Consider the following 17,809-nt stretch of genomic DNA (forward strand, 5'->3'; position numbering starts at 1 on the left):
GACTCACCCTCCATTGAAACTGGGAAGAGCCGTGTCCCGAATACCCGGCCCCGTCCCGCGGCGTTATCTTCGTTGCAACCTCAGCCCGCACTCGTCCGGACGGCCCTCCATGAAATCGCTCCCTGTGCTCATTGCCGTGCTGATGTCCGTCCCGGCTGCCGCTGACGAGCCAGTACCACCGCAGCCGCTGATTGGTTTCACCGAACTGCAGACCAGTCTGCCGGGCGGGCGGCATGCCAACGTGCGAACGATGCGGGCGTCGGTGGTTCGGGCGGATGGTGCGGGGCGGCGGCTCCTCACTCCGGAGCTTGCCACTGAGCCGGACACGTGGACGCAGTTCGCCGGCTGGTCTCCTGACGGGCGGACCGCCATCGTCGGCCGCGGCTGGCAGAGTCCCGCGAACGCTCAATGGGAGGAGGATCACAAGACGTTTCGGCACACGGCGGAGGGCTGGTTATACGACGCGTATCTGGTCGACATCGCGACCGGGCAGGCGACGAACGTGACCGCCGTGGAGCGGGTCAGCTTCTATAACAGCATTTTCTTCTGGCCGGGCGACTCGACAAAGCTCGGGCTGACTGCTCTCGTCGATGGGACGTCGAAACCGTTTCGGATGGATCGCGACGGCCGGAACAAGGTTGATCTCAATCAGGGCTCGACCGGATTTACCTACGGCTTCAACGGGTCCCGCGACGGGTCCCGGATCGCCTACCACGACAACTATCAGATCTACCTCGCCGACGCCGACGGCAAGAACCGCGTTCATGTGGCGACCGGGCAGCCCTTTAACTTCGGCCCCACCTGGTCTCCCGACAGCCAGTGGGTGCTGTTTGTCGCGGGCGAGCACTACAACTGCCACCCGCACATCGTCCGGGCCGACGGGACGGGACTCAGGAAACTGGCCGATCGCAACGGCTATCGCGGCGTGGTCGAATTCCTCGACGTCTACGACTTCCACGGCGGCAGCAGCGATACGCCGGTCTGGGCGGCGGACGGACAGTCGGTCTTCTACACGGCACTGGTTGGCCCCAACGTCGAGCTGTTCCAGGTCACGCTCGACGGCCGGGCTATGCAACTCACCAGTTCGCCGGCGGGCACGTTGCACTATCATCCGCAGCCGTCCGCCGACGGAAAGCGGCTGCTGTACGGCTCGAAGCGCGGCGGCGTCCGCCAGCTCTTCGTGATGGCTCTTGCCGACCGGAGCGAACAGGTTTTGACCGACCTCAAGCCCGGTCAGGGGGCGATGTGGCCGCACTGGCAGCCAGATCCGGTCGACGAGCCCGGCGGCATCAACCGGCCATAGTGTGGTGAGGACTGAAGGGGGCGTGGTGGTTCGGTTCCGGGACTGGCGGTATCATTGCAATCAATGAGCGGCCTGACAGGGTTTCGGGCGGTTGGGGAACGGGTGTTCGCAGGGGCTTTGGGTTTATCATGCCGAGCTGTGTTCTGGCTTATTCGGGCGGGTTGGATACGTCGGTCATCCTGGGATGGCTGCAGGACGAAGGTTACGACGTCCATTGCGTTTACGTCGATCTGGGGCAGCCCTGCGAGGACCGCCAGGCGATTCTCAAAAAGGCGCACGACAACGGGGCGAAGTCGGCCCGGATTGTGGACGTGCAGGAAGAGCTGTGCCGGGATTTTGCGTTTCCCGTGCTGCAGTGGCAGGCGCGGTACGAGCAGGTGTATCTGCTGGGGACGTCGATCGCCCGGCCGCTGATTTCGAAGGTCTGCCTGCAGGTGGCCCGCGAAGTCGGGGCCGACGCCTACGCACACGGGGCTACCGGCAAGGGGAACGATCAGTGCCGGTTCCAGCTTGCGGCTGAGGCGCTCGATCCGGCCGTGAAGATTATTGCGCCGTGGCGGATTGCGAAGTTCCGGGAGCTGTTCGCCGGACGGCAGGAGATGATCGCCTACTGCGAGAAGAAGGGGATTCCCGTCAAGGCGTCGGTGAGCAAGCCGTACAGCTCGGACGAGAACTGCCTGCACATTTCTTATGAAGCGGGCAAGCTGGAAGATCCGGCGGTGTGCGGCGTGGACACGGTCGACTTCGGCATGACGGTCTCGCCGCAGCAGGCGCCGGACAAAGTGGAGTCGGTGACGGTTCGCTTCGAGCATGGCGTGCCGGTGAGCGTGAACGGCAAGACGCTGTCGGCTCTGCAGGTGGTCAAGACGCTCAATGAGATCGGCGGCCGGAACGGCGTGGGCCGGATCGACATGGTCGAGAACCGGTTTGTCGGCATGAAGAGCCGGGGGGTCTACGAGGCGCCTGGGATGACGGTGCTGTACGAGGCGCATCGGGTGCTGGAGCAACTCACGCTGGACCGGGATCTGGTCCATCTGCGGGACCGGATGGCGCCGGAAATCGCCGAGATGGTTTATTACGGCTTCTGGTACACGGCGAAGATGGACGCTCTGATGGCGTTCAATCATCAGGCTCAGAAGGTGGTCAACGGCGAAGTGACGCTGGGACTCTACAAGGGGAACCTGATCGTGCAGAGCCGGAAGAGCCCGAACAGCCTGTACGACGAGGCGATCGCGTCGATGGACACGGCCGGGGCTTACGACCAGACCGACGCCGAGGGCTTTTTGCGGATCATGGGCCTGCCGAGCCGGGTGCAGGGCCGGGTGACGCCGAGAGCGTATTAGCAGGGTGGTAGGCTGAAAGCGGAGAGCGGTCAGCCAGATCAGAAGAAACAGAGCCCGTTGGGCCGTGTGAGCGGTCTGGCGGGCTTTTTTTGTGGAGTCGGTCGGTTAAGTTGCCGGTCCGGCGGCGGTTGACTCTCCACGCGAACAGTGCGTGGGGGATTTGCCGTGAAGATTGTTATTCCGGGCGGGTCGGGGCAGGTGGGTTCGATTCTCGCACGGGCGTTTCAGGCTCGCGGCGATGAGGTTGTCGTGCTCAGTCGTTCGCCGGAACCTGCCCCGTGGAGGGTTGCGGCGTGGAATGGAGTTTCAACCGGTCCGTGGATGGCGGAACTGGATGGGGCCGACGTTGTGATCAATCTGGCTGGTCGGAGCGTCAACTGCCGGTATACGCCGGCCCGCCGGCGGGAGCTGCTCGAATCCCGCGTGCGGTCGACGCGCGTGATCGGGGAAGCAATTGCCGCGGCGCGGCGACCTCCCAAGGTCTGGCTGCAGGCGAGTACGGCGACGATCTATGCGCATCAGTATGACTCACCGAACGACGAGCGGACCGGCCGGATCGGTGGCGCTGAGGTCGATGCGCCGGACGCGTGGCGGTTCAGCATTGAAGTGGCGCGTGCCTGGGAGCAGGCGGCGACGGAGTCTGCGGCGACGCTGACCGGCACGCGGATGGTGCTGCTGCGTTCGGCGATGGTGATGAGCCCGGACCGGGGGGGCGTGTTTGATGCGTTTCTGCGCCTGGTGCGATGGGGACTCGGCGGGGCCCAGGGAGACGGCCGGCAGTTTGTGTCGTGGATTCACGATCGGGATTTTGTCCGTGCGGTCGGCTGGATCATCGCGCACGAGGAACTGGCTGGTCCGGTGAATGTGGCGTCGCCCGGGCCGCTGCCGAACGCGGAGTTTCTGGGGCTGCTGCGTCGGGCGTGGGGTGCGCGGCTGGGGCTGCCGACTCCGCGCGTGCTGCTGGAGCTTGGGGCCTGGCTGGTTCGGACGGAGACCGAGTTGCTGCTCAAGAGTCGGCGGGTGACGCCGGGGCGACTGAGCGAGTCGGGATTTGAGTTTGAGTTCTCGGAGTGGAGTACGGCTGCGGCGGACCTGTGCCGGCGATGGCGTGGGAACACGGAATGATCGCCACTTGCGTCTGAGCAGGCGGTCACTGATAATCCCGGCTCCCTTCCCGGGAGTCGATCATGACGACGGTTATTGCTCTCTGGCTGCCGATTCTGCTGTCGGGCGTGGCGGTTTACATCGTCAGTTCGATCATCCATATGGCGACTCCCTGGCATAAGGGGGACTATCTCAAGCTGCCGGACGAAGACCGCGTGCTCGATGCACTGCGACCGTTCGCGCTGCCGCCCGGAGACTATTCCGCCCCTCGTGCCGGCAGCATGCAGGAGATGGGAACGCCCGAGTTCGTCGAAACGATGAAACGGGGCCCCGTCTTCATGGCCACGGTCATGCCGAGCGCTCCGATGGCGATCGGCCGGAGCCTGGCGCAGTGGTTCGTCTACTCGCTGGTCGTCGCGTGGTTCGCGGCGTACACGGCGGGGGTGGCGATTCCGCCTGGGGGCGACCGGCTGAAGGTCGTTCAGATTGCGTTCACGACGGCGTTTGCTGGGTATGCGCTGGGTCTGTGGCAGCTTCACATCTGGTATCTGCGGTCGCTGGTGACGACGGTCAAATCGACGATCGACGGGGCGGTTTATGCGGCGCTGACGGCGGGGCTGCTGGCGTGGCTGTGGCCGGGGCCTTGATCGGCCGGCACAGCCGGCCCTACCGCGGACCTCGCAGAATCACCGCGTCGCACCAGTTGGCGTAGTCGCTGACGTCGGCCTGTTCGCCGAAGTCGACGATCAGCGTCAGCTCTCCGGCTCCCGTGAGCGGGACCGGCGGAACGGCGAGCGGCGGCGACTGGGATGTCAGCTCGGGGCTGGTCCAGACGTCCTGGCCGTCGACGGCGACGCGGAAGCGGACGCTGCCGCGGGGGGCGGCTTCGTCGTCGAGTCCGACGATGGCCCGGAACTCGCGGTCGCCCGGCTCGACGGCAAAGCGGGCGACGGTCTGGCTGTGCATGCCGAGACCGGTGGCGAACTCCCGGTTGCGGATCCGCAGCGGTCCGCGCCAGACGTTGCGATTGACCACGAGGGGCCACTTGGACGACAGGAACGGCGTGTGAACGACCGACGTCGGCGTCCGTTCCGCCAGGGGTTGGACGCGCGGTCCGAAGACGTCGCAGCGGCAGATTTCGCCCAGTGGAACGATCACGTCGGCCTGCCAGGGGAGGCGCAGGCGAACGGCGTCCCCTTCGACCTGCTCGGCCGCGATCGCCGTCACCCGCGAGCCGTCGCGGAGGCGGAAGACCAGACGCGGCCCCGTCGTTGCGGGAAAGCTGCTCAGGTCGGGGTCGAGGCCAATGGCCCGGACGCGGCGGCGATCGAGCTTGATGGGATTGCCGGAGCGGTCGATTTCGACAAAGGCGCCGTCCAGACTCAGGAGCTGATCGGCGGTCCGTTCGCCGTTGCTCAGCACGACGAGGTCCGCGCCGCCCGATCGCGTTTCGAGATCCCTCCAGAGATTTCGCCGCGCTGGGCCGGGCGCCGGCAGGTCCAGAATCAATGAGGAAAGCGTTTCCAGGGGAACGACCTGGATGGGCCAGGGGGTGTAGCGTTCCCAGCCGACTTTCAGCGTTTCGTCGGCCATTTCAATCGGCCGGGCCAACCAGGTGTCACCGTTGGCGAATGTCAGAGCGGCCGCGCCGGCCTTGAGCGGGTCGGCGGTCCGCCCGAAGTCGATGGAAACGATCTGTTCGACGGGGAGCGGGTCTTTCAGGACGATGGCCGATTTTGTCCAGCCCTGCAGCGGGCCTTTCAGTTCGCGTCCGTCGGCGTCGAGGACCGTGACGCGATCTTCCGCCCTGGCTGCGGCGGCCAGCGTCAGCAGGAGAATCGCGGCGAGGCTGCGGCGCATAAGGCTCATCGCTGGAAGATCGGCAGAAAGTTGTTGGGCATCTGCAGGATGATGCAGGACATGGCGGTGGCGTACTCGGGATTGATCAATGGATCGGACCACATGCCGTCGGGGAGCTGCCGGGCGATAAGCTCGCCGCGGATCGCGGGATACCAGCGTTTCCACCGCTCGCCGCCCGCCTGCCACATCGCCTGAACTGCGTAATATTGGCCGTAGTAGTAGTGCGCGTCGTAGCGCAGCATGTCCCCCTGAGGCTCGTAGCGGCTGATGTAATCGAGACCGCGGTCGATATCGCGTCCTTCGTAGATGCCGGCGCTGTAAAGAGCCACGACTCCGGCGGCGGTTCGCGGAAAGGCGCTCGTCGGTCGACCGCTGAGCTGGTAGCGGAAGCCGCCGTCGGCGACCTGGGATTTGCGGACATACTCCGTGCACTGGTCGACGGTGGTTTTGGGGACGTGCAGACCGCAGTTGCGGGCGGCGCGGAGGGCCATGATCTGGCAGACGGTGACGGAGATGTCTGCGTCGCGGCCGTCGGGATCGTAGCGCCAGCCCCCTTCCTTGTTCTGCGAATTGACGATGAGCTGCACGGCGGCCTTGAGCGTCGTCCGGACGTCGTCCCGCGGCGAGAGCCCGTAGACTTCGGCGAGAAACAGCGTGGCGAAGCCGTGGCCGTACATGGGGCCGTGCTGGGCGCTGTCTTCGCGGATGATGTAGCCCGACGGCTGAGCCGAGGCGAGGATGAAGTCCACCGTCCGCGTGACGTGTTCGCCGTACGGCCCGCGGTCGGGGAGATTGCCGGCTGACAGGAAGGCCATGCCGCTGAGCGCGGCGACGGCGACGTTGCGGCGGTAGTCGCGGCCGGAGCCGAAGGATCCGTCGGGGTGCTGCCGGGTGGCCAGGGCCGCCAGACCGGCGTCGATGGCCCGCTGGGCTTCGGGGGTGACTTCTTCGCGACCGGCAGCCTCAATGGAGCGGCCTTCCAGGGGCTGGGCCAGGGCGGGACAACCGGTTGCGATCAACAGGAGCAGTACGGCGACGACTGGGCCGAGGCTACTGATTCCAGGCCGGGGCGTTGCCCCCGGCCGGGATGGGCTGGATGGCGACCGGGGGAGGCCCCTGCTGCCAGACGGGCTGACCGGGGACGGCTCCAGCGGGGACGACGGTCCCCGGGGGGACGGCGACCACGCCACGGGCCAGCGCCGCCTGCCGGCGCTGTTCGAGCTGCGCCAGTTGCTGGTTGCGGCTGGACTCACTGCGGGGCTCCACAAAGGACCGCGGTCGCGTGGCCGTTTCCGGTCCGGCGCTCTCGTCGGGGAACGGGTCGTGCAGTCCGTAGGAACGGGCTTCTTCGCCGGGATGGCGAGGATACCACGACAGGTACCGCGTTTCGGGCAGCGCGCAGCCGCCGACCAGCAGCAGCCAGAGGGTCATTGCCAGCGCAGTCCTGACACGCATCACACCATCCTTCCTGGAACCGGCCCGCCAAGCCTCCGGCCCGACGATCCGGGGATTATAGGCAATTCCGGGGAAGGGCGGATAGGCCGATCCGCTTCGGCGTGCATGGGACGGTCGACGTCAGGAGCAAACGCGGCACTTACAGCCGCCGGGAGTCCACCTGGAACGTCATGCCGAAGAACCAGACGACGGACAGGCGGGTTCGTCTGGCCAGGCCTGGAACGACTTCCTGGTTGACGTCGACTGTTACGAGAAACGGAAACGGGGCGTGCGCGTTTTCGATGGAGTCACCGGCGGGCTCTGCGGGCTTCGCATCGCCGCCGCGGTAGTGCGTCGTCACCTGCTGTCGCTGCTCGGAGGGGAGCATGCTGCGCGCCCACAGGGAGACGTCCTGAGTCCCCAACAGGGCGGTCAGCCCCCAGGCGATAGAAACGAGGAAGACTCCCGCGACCAGAATTTCGACGCGCCGAACCCAGGAGTCCCTCCGCCGCCTCTGATATTTACGCCACATCTCCCGCTGCCCTGTTGTGCCGGATTGTCCCGGTCCTGGCTCGTGTCACCGCTCGACGTCCATCCACAGGTTTCGCATTGTCCCGACGAATCTCCCCCGCTGTCCATCACCGATTTGGAAATTCTGCCCCGCCGTCGCCAGATTCAGCCGGCCGGCGTCGGTTTCTGCTGTCAGGCGGCCGTCGACGAACAGGCGCAGCCGGCCTGACGTCCGCTGGGCCACGATGTCGTGCCAGCCCGGCCCCAGCTCCCGGTCGTCCGTCACGCAGCTCCCGGCCGACATCGACCAGATTCTCCCCGAAGGGAGCGTTGTGGCGAAGAGCCGGCCCTGGAACGTCGCCATCGTCCAGACCCGCCGGTATTTCACGTCGGGCGTTTCGTCGAGCTGCTTCAGCAGCTTCCAGCTCTGGTCGCCTTCGTAGCGGTAGACCTCGGCCTTCGGCAGCGAACCGGCGTAGAAGACGCCGTTGTGGACGAGCATCCCCATGACTTCCAGCTCCTCTCCCAGCCGGCCGGCGTCGGTCCACTGGTTACCTGCTTCGAGCCGGTAGACCTTGCCGCTGGGCCAGGTCCCCACGTGGAGGGCTCGCTGGTAGGTCGCGAAGGAATACGTCTGCGTGTTGTCCGCCCCCGCGAGGCCCAGGTCCTGCCACGCCGTGCCGTCGTAGCGGTAGACCGAACCGCTGTCGTAACTGCTGGCGTAGATGGCGCCGTCGTGGACCGCGAGCGCCTCGACCCGTTTGCCGTCCGGCGTGGGAATCGACGTCCACTGTTTGCCCCCTTCGTAGCGGAAGAAGCCCGCCGGGCGGTAGAGGGATGAGGCGTAGAGTTTTCCGCCGTACGTGACGAAGGCGGCGATAGCTTCGGTCGGCGTCAGGTCTCCGACGAGCTCCCACTCGCCCGCCTTGACGAGGCGATAGACTTTGCCGCCAAGCGCTGGGTTCTCCGACTCCGTGAGGGCCGAGCCCCCCAGCCGATACTTCCCGGTCCCTGCGTAGAGCTGCCCTCCAAAGCTGGCGAGGGCCGTGATGGAGTTGGAGCCGTCGAGCCGCCCCAGCGATTCCCACTTTCCCGGACCTGCGTACCGATAGACCTGCCCCGCCTCGTCTGTTCCCGGTTCACAGGTTCCCGCATAAAGCTGCCCATCATGAACGCACAATGCAAACCCGAGGATCGCCGATCCCGGCCGGCCTTCGTCGCGCCAGGTCGGCTCAGTCCCGGCATCGATGCCGAATTGCAGTTGCCGCCAGTTGGACTGGCTGCTGGTGCTGCCGGTGTTGTTGCGCAGGCCGAGCGAAAATCCATGCCGGGTTTTGGCATCCCAGAGGCTGACGAGGTCTCCCAGATCGTGCGTGCCGGTCTCTTCGGTCTGGAACGAAAGGCCGACGGTGAAGTCGCCGGTTCCGAGTGCACGTTCGAGCGGCACGGCGGCGACGGGTAAGGACTTGCCGTCGAAGGTGACGGCGTCATTGCCGATCAGCCGACGGGCCGTGGCGGAGGGCTGCGGGAGGGGAACGTCCGCTCCGATCGCGGTTCCCGCTGAGATCGAGAAGGTCGCCAGCCAGAGACACCAGAGCAGGACAGAGGGGGCGGTGCGCATGGAGACCTTTCGGCTTGTTTTCATGAGAGAAGAAAGGTTTACCGCGGAGGGCGCGGAGCTCAGAAGAGACTTCTCAGGAAAGTGAAAAGTGAGTCGTGAGTAATGCAAAGTGAGTCGTGAAAGTCGCAGCGTAGTCCTGCCGCCTTCCGTCACTTTGCACTCATCACTACTCACTCTCCGGATGTTTTCTCCGCGTTCTCCGTGGCGAGTCCTTCCGGAATTCCTTCCACACAGACCGATCAACGGACGTTGATGCTATCGCGGGGTGCAGTGCGGATGCAATGCTCTGCTGTCAGGCGTTCGAACCCGTTTCCGCTTCGATTAACGACTTCAGACGCTCCATCGCCGCCGTCGTCTGCGCGGGGAGATGACGCTTGATCAACGGGGACATCAGCCGGGCGATCAGCGTCTGCGGAACGATCTCGATCGCATGCGTCAGCCGGGTTCCGGTCGCTGTCGGGGTCATGCGGAAGTCGACGGTGACGGCGAGCAATTTGTCGCGATAGTGGCACGTCAGTCGTTCGCCGGGGACGCGGGCGGTGATTTCGCCCTCCATCACCCCGGTATGGCTCCCCTCGCGGTAGGCGTACCGCAGCTTCGTGCCGACCGCGTTGGGACCGGGGCTGAGCTTTTCCAGGCCGGTGCAGCGCTCCAGCCAGCTCGGCGTGCGGCTGAAGTCGTCGATGACGGCGAAGACCTGTGCGGGACTGCGGAGGATGTCGACCGAGTGTTCGAAGTGAATCGACAAGAGGCGCTCTCCAGAGATACTGCCGGGCGAAGCGTTCCAACGTCATCATGACGGTCGTCGGCCCGAGGTTCCACTGCGATCGCGCGGGTGGCACGCCCAGAGTCCGCGATGGGCGTGGCTTTTGAAATCGTTGAGCGTTGAGTGTTGAGCGTCGAGGAACTCAAAGAACACGCCCTTCGCAGACTCAGGGACGTGCCACCCGCTGCGGCAGATTTCGCTCCCCTAATCCTTCGCTGGAGACCGGTAACTCGTCTGATCCCGGCACTCCGGCAGCCCGCGGATCCGCAGCCAGTATTCTTCGCGGATGTCTTCGTCGATCTCGACCACTCCGCCATACAGTGAGTCGCTGCCGTCCTTTTTGGGGCCGGAGATCCAGACTTCGTCCCCCGTCTCGACGTCAATGTAGTTGCCCTTGATCCCCTTTCCTCTCAACGATTGAAACTCCCGTCCGCCGTAGTGCAGCGTGCTGCCGGTCTTCGAAAACGAGACGCGACCGATCCGCGCCGGGCCGGACAGGCCCTCGGATTTGTCTTCGAGGTACATGATGCGGGATTTCATGGTCGACACTTTCGCTTCTTTCCTGGCGGGCGTCATCGACGAATTCGAAGACTTCGTCGTGGCTCCATGCCAGCAAGCCCGCGCCATTCTCCGGAAACACAAAAACGTCATCACTCGACGGATAGCAGAAGTCGTCCCAAAATGCGACGAACGCTTCCCACGGCAATGAAATCGCGGTCCTACGGTCCCACACGACAGAGACTTGATCGCCTGTCGCGATGCCGAGCTTCATGAGCCAGGGACGCGTCGATTCGCAATCTTCATTGGCTCGATGCACGGTAGTGATAACGGTTCGTTGGCGAAAAATGTCTTCTCCCAGACAGTACAGACGTTCGGCTTCGACTTCAGATAGCGGCGTCAGTGATTCGAGGACTTCGGGAGGGAGTACCGCGTGCGACTGTTGAGTCCAGCGCCACGCCAGCGGAAACGTTTCGATGCCCATGGCGCAACTCTTTCCAACTGTTCGCCACACAACGGAAGTCCCGCAGGGCCGGTTTCACCGGCCTCAGCGTCTTGAATTCCTGACGCGGGGTCAATCCACGCCTGTCGGCCGGGCGCGCCCGGCCCTACTTGCTCATCGCTATTAACGGCGCCCCCGCCCACTCCGGGGCCGGTTGAGGATCGGGCTGCAGGTCGGTGAAGTCGGCGATCAGTTCGTCGACTCCCTCCCGTCGGCGGAAGAGCTGACCGCCGCGCGTCGAGAGGATGTTTCCCAGGAAATCGCGGCCGCACCAGTCTGCACCAGGAACGTCGTTTCTCGGCAAGGGATAGGGCGCCGTCCCTTCCACGACCCGGATCCCCTGCAGGGGGAAATCGGGGTGAGTCTTCAGGGTTGGCTTGCACCAGATGGGGCGCAACATCACCTCGCGGTTGGTCCGAAACCGCCCGCCGCCGCCGTACGTCGTCCCCTGCGGCCAGAGGATCAGCGCCTGCAGCCAGGGGACGCGGCTGACGGCGGTCCAGGCGTGCGTGAATGCCGTCCCGCCGCGACTTCCCTGAAGGATTGAAGTCAGCAGCAGAGTCCCGTCCGGCGAGACATCGCAACTGTTTTCGTAGATTCTTCCTTTGATCCAGGCGCCGTGGACGAACCGGTCGTTCGCGGTGTCCCATTCGATCACGTGATACCAGCGCGAAGGCCCCCGGCGGAGGATCACCGCCATTGGGACGTCGCGAGCCGGGATGACGAACAGGCTGACCATCGTGCTCTCACAATCCTGCGCCGGTCACTCCGCTGCTTCCCGGTCTCGAAGTCCCGCAGGTCGGGCAGGAGGATTTGCCTTGGGAATTGTTGACGGCGATTGAGCCGCCGAGTCAGTAGAACTGGACGTTCGAGCGGTTGTGCCGAAACAATTCTATCCGCATCACGATGGCAAGGGGCAGTGAATTGCAATGAAGGCGTCCGGCCGGCGTCGCGTGACGGAGTGACGGAACCGGAGCGAACATCAATCATGGAGCACAGACCGCCAGGCGGGAGCCTGCCCTGCGGCATCTCCTCCTCACTCGCCACCAGCCACTCATCACTAGCCACTCTCTCCTACCCCCTTCTGATGGCGTCCATGGGATTCATGCGCACGGCCCACAAGGCGGGGTAGAGACCGCCGGCGATGCCCAGGGCCGTGCTGAAGCAGAGGCTGAAGGTGAGGAGTTCGGGGCTGGCGTAGAGGTTCAGTTTGGTGGGGAAATACCAGTTCATCCCCAGCGTTCCTGCCCAGCCGAGCAGGCAGCCCAGGACGCCGCCGAAGGCGCCCAGGACGGCGCTTTCCCAGACGATCAGCGTGAGCACGTTCCAGCTCGACCAGCCGTTGGCCTTCAGGACGCCGAACTCGATCAGCCGTTCGGAGACGCTCATGAGCATGGTGTTGAGGATGCTCAGCAGCGCGATCAGCACGCCGATGCCGGTCATGAGCCAGAGGAACAGATCCAGGTCGGCGCTGAAGTCGGCGATCCGCTCTCCCCAGTCCTTCGCCGAGCGGATCTCAATCGCCGCTTCCCCTGCGGGGACGGTCGACGTGTCCGTTGCGGCGGGTTCTTCCGCAGGCTTCCAGCCTTCCGGTTCGAACAGCTTGACGATAATTCTCCAGAGAACATCGGCCGCCGAGTCGCCATTCAGAACTCCGGTTCCCTGGGCCGAGGCGGGTTGCCAGGCGGTGAGGGACCGGCCGCGGAAGTGGTCGCGGATGGTCTGCATCAGGGCATCCATGTGTTCGGTGTCGTCCGGTTCGATGTAGGCGGAGGAGATGACGCCGTCTTCGAATCGAGTCAGCTTCCGGACTGTCTGCTGATCGAGCACGATTGCCACATCCAGCAGCATCGACTTGCACTCGTAGATCCCGACGATGGTGAAATCGTTGCCGTCGACTCTCAGCAGGTCACCAACGGATTTGCGGGCTTCCTCCGCGATCGGTTTGCTGATGACGCAGTTGCGGGTCCCCCGGTCGGTGAGGTTCAGAAAGCGGCCGGCGATCATGTCGTCCCGGTAGATAGCTTCCTTGAGCGCGAGGGTCCGGTCGATGTCGGTCCCGAAGAGAAAGCGGGGGGGATTGAAGGCCATTTTGCCGGCGACGATCTGCGCCCGGACCCAGAGTTCGGAGCGGACGACGCGGACGCCGGGAATCTGCGCAATTTCGGCGGCCCATGATTCCGGGAGGCGCGAGAAGAGGGGGATCGGGGCGCCGGGCTGCATCGCCGCGATGCCGGGAATCCGGCCGAAGGTCTGGCCGACCATGTGATCGATGCCGGCTTTGACGGAGAACAGTCCGACCATCCCCATGATGGCCACGGTCAGGCCCAGCAGCGCCAGGACGGAACGGAGCGGTCGGCTCAGGAGATTCCGGACGGCAAAACGGAGCATGAAGGTTCCCAGGGAGCTCGACGGTGCCGCGGGCGCCGGCGGCCGACCAGCGTGATCAACCATCATCCGGCGTCGGTTCGAGAATACCGCAGACGCAGAAATCCCGGAACCCGACGGGAGAATTGTGTGCAGGACGACAAGGTTGTCCGATAGAAACTGCCGGAGGGGATGGGGCGAGGCGTGTTTTTCGGTCGATCTGCCGACAAAATCCCTTATGCAGGATTGACTTCCGTCGCCAGAAGGAAAAAAATAGAGGATCAGGACCTGCGGGGCCGTCGTCAGGAATGCGCGCTCGTATTCGAGTGCTTCCGCGGAACGGACCGTCCGCACAACGCAGGTGGTCTGTCTCAGACTGTCCGACGCCTGTCGGCCATATGTCAGGTTCGCCGATTCCGGTCGGCAAAGGTCAGAATCGTCGACTCTGGTCGACGAAACTTCGCCCGCCTCGTCGCGGGCGCGTCATCTGGAGCTGCATTGGTGATGCAGTTCGAATTTTGAAGTCCTTATGAGGCGTTGTTGCCCCGTATGTGTTTCGTTTTCGTGCCGGCGGCTCGACCGCCCAACTAGTGGAAAGAGAGCGTTTTGATGGAGCACCTCGGTCGTCATGTCATCATCGAATTGTGGGGATGTAACGACGGCATTAATGATGCTGTCCGGGTCAAGCAGGCGATGCTCGCCGCCGTCAAAGCGGCCAACGCGACCCTGCTGAACATCAATGTTCACACCTTCAGTCCGCACGGTGTCACAGGCGTCGCGGTCCTCTCCGAGTCGCACTTATCCGTTCATAGCTGGCCGGAGTTCGGCTATCTGGCCGCCGACGTGTTTACGTGCGGCGAGACCACTCGGCCGGAGGCCGCCGTGGATGTGTTCCGGGAGTTCTTTCACCCGACACGCGTCGAGCTGCATACGCTGAAGCGGGGAGTGTTCCACGAAGCGATCGGCCCCGACGGGGAGCGTCAGATCGTCCCGGAACAGGATACGATCGAATATTATGAAGACGAAGTCGACGAGACTGCCGTTGTCGCCTAAGGTCCTTTCTTGCTGAGAGTTAAGTGGACGCCGTCGGAGGTCAGCCTCCGGCGGCGTCTGTTTTTTTCGTACTTCGCACATTTGATCTTCATATTTCGGCGGACATTCTCATCTTGTAATCAGCATGTGACGCGGCACAATGGAAGCGGGTATTCCGTGTGTACGGCCGCGCCGGATTCGAGACGCAGTCTCATCGGGCGTCCCGTCTGGCACGGAATCTGCCGCGAAGCGCGAGCGTGCAGTGGTTCGCAGATTGCCGTAGAACTGATTTTCGGGAATCGTCGAGATGGTTGACCAGTGGATGTATCGCGTCGTGGGGGCGGAGTTCGGCCCTGTACCGCAGGACGAGTTGCAGCAGTTGCTGCAGGAAGGCCTTGTCGCGGACGATGACGAAGTCCGCCCGGTCGATCAATCCGCGTGGCGGCCGGCGAGTTCTTATTCTGAGCTCGGGTTTCAGGGGGCCAGCCAGAGTACTTCGACAGCGACGGTCGAGCGGAATGCCGACGAGTGGTATTGCAAGACTTTCGGCACGGAGCTTGGCCCGCTGACGTTCGACGAGCTGCAGCGCATGGCCGAGAATGGCGAAGTTGCGGCCGATGATGAAGTCCGTCTGGGAACCAGCGGGAAGTGGCGAAAGATCGGCTCCATTGGCCGTCTGATGGCCCTGTTGCCGTATCAGGAAGTGAAGCGGGAAGTTGTCCGTAAGCCGGCGCCGGTCATCAATCGGGACACGTCGTTCGGCAGCGCCACCATCAGCCAACCGGTCGTTCCCCAAGTTCCCGCTCAGCGAACGGGCTCGTCGCATGCGCCCGTGACTGTCAACGAAGCCTGGTACGCCTCGATCAAAGGGGTGCAGTATGGGCCGGTCGGTCTGGATCAGTTGACGGGGTGGATCAAAACGGGGCAGCTCAGCGCCCAGGATTTTGTTCGTCAGGGACCGCAGGGGGAGTTCCAGGCGGTCAGCGCCATCCCTGAACTGGCGCCACCTCCTCCGAGTCGATCGGCGCCCACCCCGGCGCGACCCGTTGCCCCGGAGCCCGTGGAAGAAAAGCCGGTCTCCTTCGCGACTGCGGAGCCTGTCGCACCGCCGCCCCCCCCCGCCCCTTATGCATCGAGTTTCAGTTCGAATTTCAGCAGCCCGGCTCCGTCGGCGCCCGCCTGGGGGAATTCGTCGGGGAGCTTTGGTGCTGGCGCCCCGGCATTCAGTCGTCCTGCACCTCCCCCGCCGAAGAAGTCCAAGTCGTCCTCTTCGTCGTCGGGCGGCGGCATGTCGATGCCGTCGATCGACTTTGGCGCCCTGGTCAAGAATCCGGCCGTGCTGGGAGTGCTGGCGGTCGCCGTCTTGGCGGGACTCTGGTTCGTGCTGCCGGCCAGCCAGGGGGCGGACATCGCGATCTACAAGACACAGAAGGAATGGCTGACCGCGATGCAGGCGGCCGAGAAGGGCAAGTCCTTCGCCTCGCTCGGCGGAAAATATGATACCGAAGCGAAAGCCATGGCAACCGATCTGGCCAAGCGGCTCAGTTCGTCCTATCCGCACCGGAAGTTCCTGATGTGGAACGCCAAGTACCGGCTTGCGGAAGTCGTGGGCGGGGATCCGGTGAAGGCGCCGCAGGCGGTGAAGGACTTCGAAGCGAATCTCAAGCAGGCCGCCACCTACTTGAAAATCACAGACTGAGCGCCGAGTTTCGGGGCAATCGCGCTTGGCGCCTGCTCAGTCCTTCAATCGGAGATGCTTCGCCGCCTGCTTCAGATTCGCCTCGAAGTCCTTGACACCTTGTGCGGATTTCTGCGGGTCTGAACCCGTGATCTCGGCGAACCGGTATTTCGCGTTCCAGCTCAGAAACTTCCGGTGCGGATAGGACGAGCTGAGGCGCTTGGTCAGATCTCTCGCCATAGCGACCATTTCGTCGTTGTGGCGGGCGGCGACGGCCTTCATTGCGACCGGATCGCCCATCGCCGCCTCAGCCTCCGCCAGAATCGCTTTCTGCTGCCGGTAAATGGCGACATCTTCCGCTTGCGAAACAGGCAGATAGGGCCAGATCAAAACGGCGGCGAGGAGCACGCCGGCGCAGGCGACTCCGGAAAGAAATCCGGCGAACCACTGCGGCCTTCCCCGTCCGCGGGCAATCTGTTCCGCCGCGATCACGGCCTCATCGCTGTCCTTCGGAGACATTGCGGAATTGTCGGTGGGAGGCTCCATTGTCAGCGCTCCTTAGGTTTCCGCCTGAGGCTGCTTTTTCAAGGTCGCCAGGTCGCTCAGTTCCGTATTGAAGATCTGCAGCAGCGCGTAGAGACAGGATGCAACGATCGGGCCGATAAAGACGCCCCAGAGGCCCATGACCTGGAGCGCTCCAAGGACGCTGACGAAGGCCAGCAGCGGATGAAGCTGGGCGTCGGTATTGAGGACGTACGTCCGAACGACGTTATCGAGCAGCCCGACGACCAGGATGCCGTACAGCGTCAGACAGATCGCCGACCCCACGTGTCCCTGGGCTGCGAGCCACACTGCGCACGGCCCCCAGACGATCCACGTTCCCGCCAGGGGAATCAGGGCCGCTACGGTGGAGAGAGCCAGGAAGATAACGAAATGCCCCAGCCCGCAGACCTGCAGGGCCAGCGTTGTCGCCAGCCCCTGCACGAACGCGGCCAGAAACGTCGCCAGCACCACAGCGCGAACGACCTTGGCGAACTGCTCCGCCAGCTTCTGCTGGTGCTCCGTCTGAACAGGAATCAGCCGCTTCGTCGCCTGCAGCAGCCCGGCGCCATCCGCCAGGAAGTAGTACAGGGCGACCAGAAACATGCCGAACGCGACCAGCAGCGAGACGAACCAGCCCACGGTTGACGTCGCAATCTGAAACGTCCGCTCGCCCAGATTCTTGACGAGGCCGCGCAGGTTCTGCTCAAACTGGCCTTTCAATGACTCCGAATCGATTTTCAACGGCACGAACTGGTCGCACCAGGCCAGCGCCGGGTCGATGGTCTTCTTCCACACCACATCCAACGCCGGCTTCCAGGCCTGTGTCGTCGGCCTGGCGGGCGCTTCGTTTTCGTCCGGGTTGTCGGACTGAACTCGTTGAGCAACGACCTGGTCGGTGACCTGATCCGTCAGTTGCAGCAACTGGCCGGCCGCCAGCACGGTGATAATCAGCAGGGGCAGCATGAATCCGCAGACGACCAGCGCCGTGGTGATCCCGGCGGCGACCGCCGGTCGAGGCCCGGTGCTGCGCAGGACCCGTCGATGGAGCGGCTGGCAGACGATGGCGATGACCGCGGCCAGAAACAGCGGCAGCAGAAACGGCGCAAGCACCTGATAGAACGTCACTCCGAGAATGACGATCAACGTCAGCAGGACGCCGAGCGAGACCATGCGGACCATCCACTCGGCCTGCGGAGTGGCAGGAGGACCTGACGATTCCATAGAGTACTTCCGCAGGAGCGAGTGACG

The 17,809-nt window shown here is 64.1% G+C and carries 17 protein-coding genes; 6 read left to right on the forward strand and 11 right to left on the reverse strand.

Going from position 1 to position 17,809, the window contains the following annotated elements; all coding sequences use genetic code 11:
• Positions 1-109 precede the first annotated feature (109 nt).
• The 4 genes from SH412_RS21040 (at position 110) to SH412_RS21055 (ending at position 4,397) form a co-directional block, all read left to right on the forward strand.
• Positions 110-1,303, forward strand: a complete 1,194-nt coding sequence (locus SH412_RS21040) for a TolB family protein (RefSeq protein ID WP_336519988.1) — start codon at positions 110-112, stop codon at positions 1,301-1,303.
• Between the two features lie 128 nt (positions 1,304-1,431).
• On the forward strand, positions 1,432-2,646 hold the full coding sequence (locus tag SH412_RS21045; RefSeq protein ID WP_336519989.1) for an argininosuccinate synthase: 1,215 nt from the start codon (positions 1,432-1,434) through the stop codon (positions 2,644-2,646).
• Between the two features lie 165 nt (positions 2,647-2,811).
• The gene (locus tag SH412_RS21050; RefSeq protein WP_336519990.1) at positions 2,812-3,771 is read left to right on the forward strand and encodes a TIGR01777 family oxidoreductase; all 960 of its coding nucleotides are present in this window, start codon (positions 2,812-2,814) and stop codon (positions 3,769-3,771) included.
• 62 nt (positions 3,772-3,833) lie between these two features.
• Positions 3,834-4,397, forward strand: a complete 564-nt coding sequence (locus SH412_RS21055) for a hypothetical protein (RefSeq protein ID WP_336519991.1) — start codon at positions 3,834-3,836, stop codon at positions 4,395-4,397.
• Between the two features lie 19 nt (positions 4,398-4,416).
• Here the strand turns inward: SH412_RS21055 and SH412_RS21060 are convergent, their stop codons facing one another.
• The 9 genes from SH412_RS21060 to SH412_RS21100 all read right to left on the reverse strand — a co-directional run bounded on the left by SH412_RS21060 (position 4,417) and on the right by SH412_RS21100 (position 13,332).
• On the reverse strand, positions 4,417-5,619 hold the full coding sequence (locus tag SH412_RS21060) for an NPCBM/NEW2 domain-containing protein (protein WP_336519992.1): 1,203 nt from the start codon (positions 5,617-5,619) through the stop codon (positions 4,417-4,419).
• The gene (locus SH412_RS21065; protein ID WP_336519993.1) at positions 5,616-6,629 is read right to left on the reverse strand and encodes a prenyltransferase/squalene oxidase repeat-containing protein; all 1,014 of its coding nucleotides are present in this window, start codon (positions 6,627-6,629) and stop codon (positions 5,616-5,618) included. The genes SH412_RS21060 and SH412_RS21065 overlap by 4 nt, the downstream gene beginning before the upstream one ends.
• A 31-nt stretch (positions 6,630-6,660) precedes the next feature.
• Positions 6,661-7,065 (reverse strand): hypothetical protein, encoded by a 405-nt coding sequence (locus SH412_RS21070; protein ID WP_336519994.1) that lies wholly within the window; start codon positions 7,063-7,065, stop codon positions 6,661-6,663.
• A 139-nt stretch (positions 7,066-7,204) separates the two neighbouring features.
• Positions 7,205-7,576: a hypothetical protein gene (locus SH412_RS21075; protein ID WP_336519995.1), complete on the reverse strand. Its 372-nt coding sequence runs from the start codon at positions 7,574-7,576 to the stop codon at positions 7,205-7,207.
• A 45-nt stretch (positions 7,577-7,621) separates the two neighbouring features.
• Positions 7,622-9,175 carry a hypothetical protein gene (locus SH412_RS21080; RefSeq protein ID WP_336519996.1) on the reverse strand — a complete coding sequence of 518 codons (1,554 nt, stop codon included), beginning with the start codon at positions 9,173-9,175 and terminating at the stop codon, positions 7,622-7,624.
• Between the two features lie 292 nt (positions 9,176-9,467).
• A complete protein-coding gene (locus SH412_RS21085; RefSeq protein ID WP_336519997.1) occupies positions 9,468-9,923 on the reverse strand; it encodes an SRPBCC family protein in 456 nt (151 codons plus the stop codon).
• A 222-nt stretch (positions 9,924-10,145) separates the two neighbouring features.
• The gene (locus tag SH412_RS21090) at positions 10,146-10,481 is read right to left on the reverse strand and encodes a 1-deoxy-D-xylulose-5-phosphate synthase (RefSeq protein ID WP_419555822.1); all 336 of its coding nucleotides are present in this window, start codon (positions 10,479-10,481) and stop codon (positions 10,146-10,148) included.
• Between the two features lie 566 nt (positions 10,482-11,047).
• Positions 11,048-11,680: a hypothetical protein gene (locus tag SH412_RS21095; protein ID WP_336519999.1), complete on the reverse strand. Its 633-nt coding sequence runs from the start codon at positions 11,678-11,680 to the stop codon at positions 11,048-11,050.
• 335 nt (positions 11,681-12,015) lie between these two features.
• A complete protein-coding gene (locus SH412_RS21100; RefSeq protein ID WP_336520000.1) occupies positions 12,016-13,332 on the reverse strand; it encodes an ABC transporter permease in 1,317 nt (438 codons plus the stop codon).
• 585 nt (positions 13,333-13,917) lie between these two features.
• Here SH412_RS21100 and speD point away from each other — a divergent pair.
• Both speD and SH412_RS21110 read left to right on the forward strand, forming a co-directional pair.
• Positions 13,918-14,361, forward strand: a complete 444-nt coding sequence (gene speD, locus SH412_RS21105; RefSeq protein WP_336520001.1) for an adenosylmethionine decarboxylase — start codon at positions 13,918-13,920, stop codon at positions 14,359-14,361.
• A gap of 286 nt (positions 14,362-14,647) precedes the next feature.
• Positions 14,648-16,039 (forward strand): DUF4339 domain-containing protein, encoded by a 1,392-nt coding sequence (locus SH412_RS21110; protein ID WP_336520002.1) that lies wholly within the window; start codon positions 14,648-14,650, stop codon positions 16,037-16,039.
• Between the two features lie 36 nt (positions 16,040-16,075).
• Here SH412_RS21110 and SH412_RS21115 read toward each other — a convergent pair whose 3' ends face one another.
• Entirely contained in the window at positions 16,076-16,564 is a 489-nt protein-coding gene (locus tag SH412_RS21115; RefSeq protein WP_336520003.1) for a hypothetical protein, read from the reverse strand.
• 12 nt (positions 16,565-16,576) lie between these two features.
• A complete protein-coding gene (locus SH412_RS21120) occupies positions 16,577-17,782 on the reverse strand; it encodes an AI-2E family transporter (protein WP_336520004.1) in 1,206 nt (401 codons plus the stop codon).
• Positions 17,783-17,809 lie beyond the last annotated feature (27 nt).

It is taken from the genome of Planctellipticum variicoloris (assembly GCF_030622045.1).
Classification (GTDB): Bacteria; Planctomycetota; Planctomycetia; order Planctomycetales; family Planctomycetaceae; genus Planctellipticum; species Planctellipticum variicoloris.

Bases quoted from the DNA above. Each gene is read 5' to 3' on its own strand.
- SH412_RS21040 (WP_336519988.1), top strand. From the start codon at position 110: ATGAAATCGCTCCCTGTGCTCATTGCCGTGCTGATGTCCGTCCCGGCT.
- SH412_RS21045 (WP_336519989.1), top strand. From the start codon at position 1,432: ATGCCGAGCTGTGTTCTGGCTTATTCGGGCGGGTTGGATACGTCGGTC.
- SH412_RS21055 (WP_336519991.1), top strand. From the start codon at position 3,834: ATGACGACGGTTATTGCTCTCTGGCTGCCGATTCTGCTGTCGGGCGTG.
- SH412_RS21060 (WP_336519992.1), bottom strand. From the start codon at position 5,619: ATGAGCCTTATGCGCCGCAGCCTCGCCGCGATTCTCCTGCTGACGCTG.
- SH412_RS21070 (WP_336519994.1), bottom strand. From the start codon at position 7,065: ATGCGTGTCAGGACTGCGCTGGCAATGACCCTCTGGCTGCTGCTGGTC.
- SH412_RS21075 (WP_336519995.1), bottom strand. From the start codon at position 7,576: ATGTGGCGTAAATATCAGAGGCGGCGGAGGGACTCCTGGGTTCGGCGC.
- SH412_RS21080 (WP_336519996.1), bottom strand. From the start codon at position 9,175: ATGCGCACCGCCCCCTCTGTCCTGCTCTGGTGTCTCTGGCTGGCGACC.
- SH412_RS21090 (WP_419555822.1), bottom strand. From the start codon at position 10,481: ATGAAATCCCGCATCATGTACCTCGAAGACAAATCCGAGGGCCTGTCC.
- SH412_RS21095 (WP_336519999.1), bottom strand. From the start codon at position 11,680: ATGGTCAGCCTGTTCGTCATCCCGGCTCGCGACGTCCCAATGGCGGTG.
- SH412_RS21100 (WP_336520000.1), bottom strand. From the start codon at position 13,332: ATGCTCCGTTTTGCCGTCCGGAATCTCCTGAGCCGACCGCTCCGTTCC.
- speD (WP_336520001.1), top strand. From the start codon at position 13,918: ATGGAGCACCTCGGTCGTCATGTCATCATCGAATTGTGGGGATGTAAC.
- SH412_RS21110 (WP_336520002.1), top strand. From the start codon at position 14,648: ATGGTTGACCAGTGGATGTATCGCGTCGTGGGGGCGGAGTTCGGCCCT.
- SH412_RS21115 (WP_336520003.1), bottom strand. From the start codon at position 16,564: ATGGAGCCTCCCACCGACAATTCCGCAATGTCTCCGAAGGACAGCGAT.
- SH412_RS21120 (WP_336520004.1), bottom strand. From the start codon at position 17,782: ATGGAATCGTCAGGTCCTCCTGCCACTCCGCAGGCCGAGTGGATGGTC.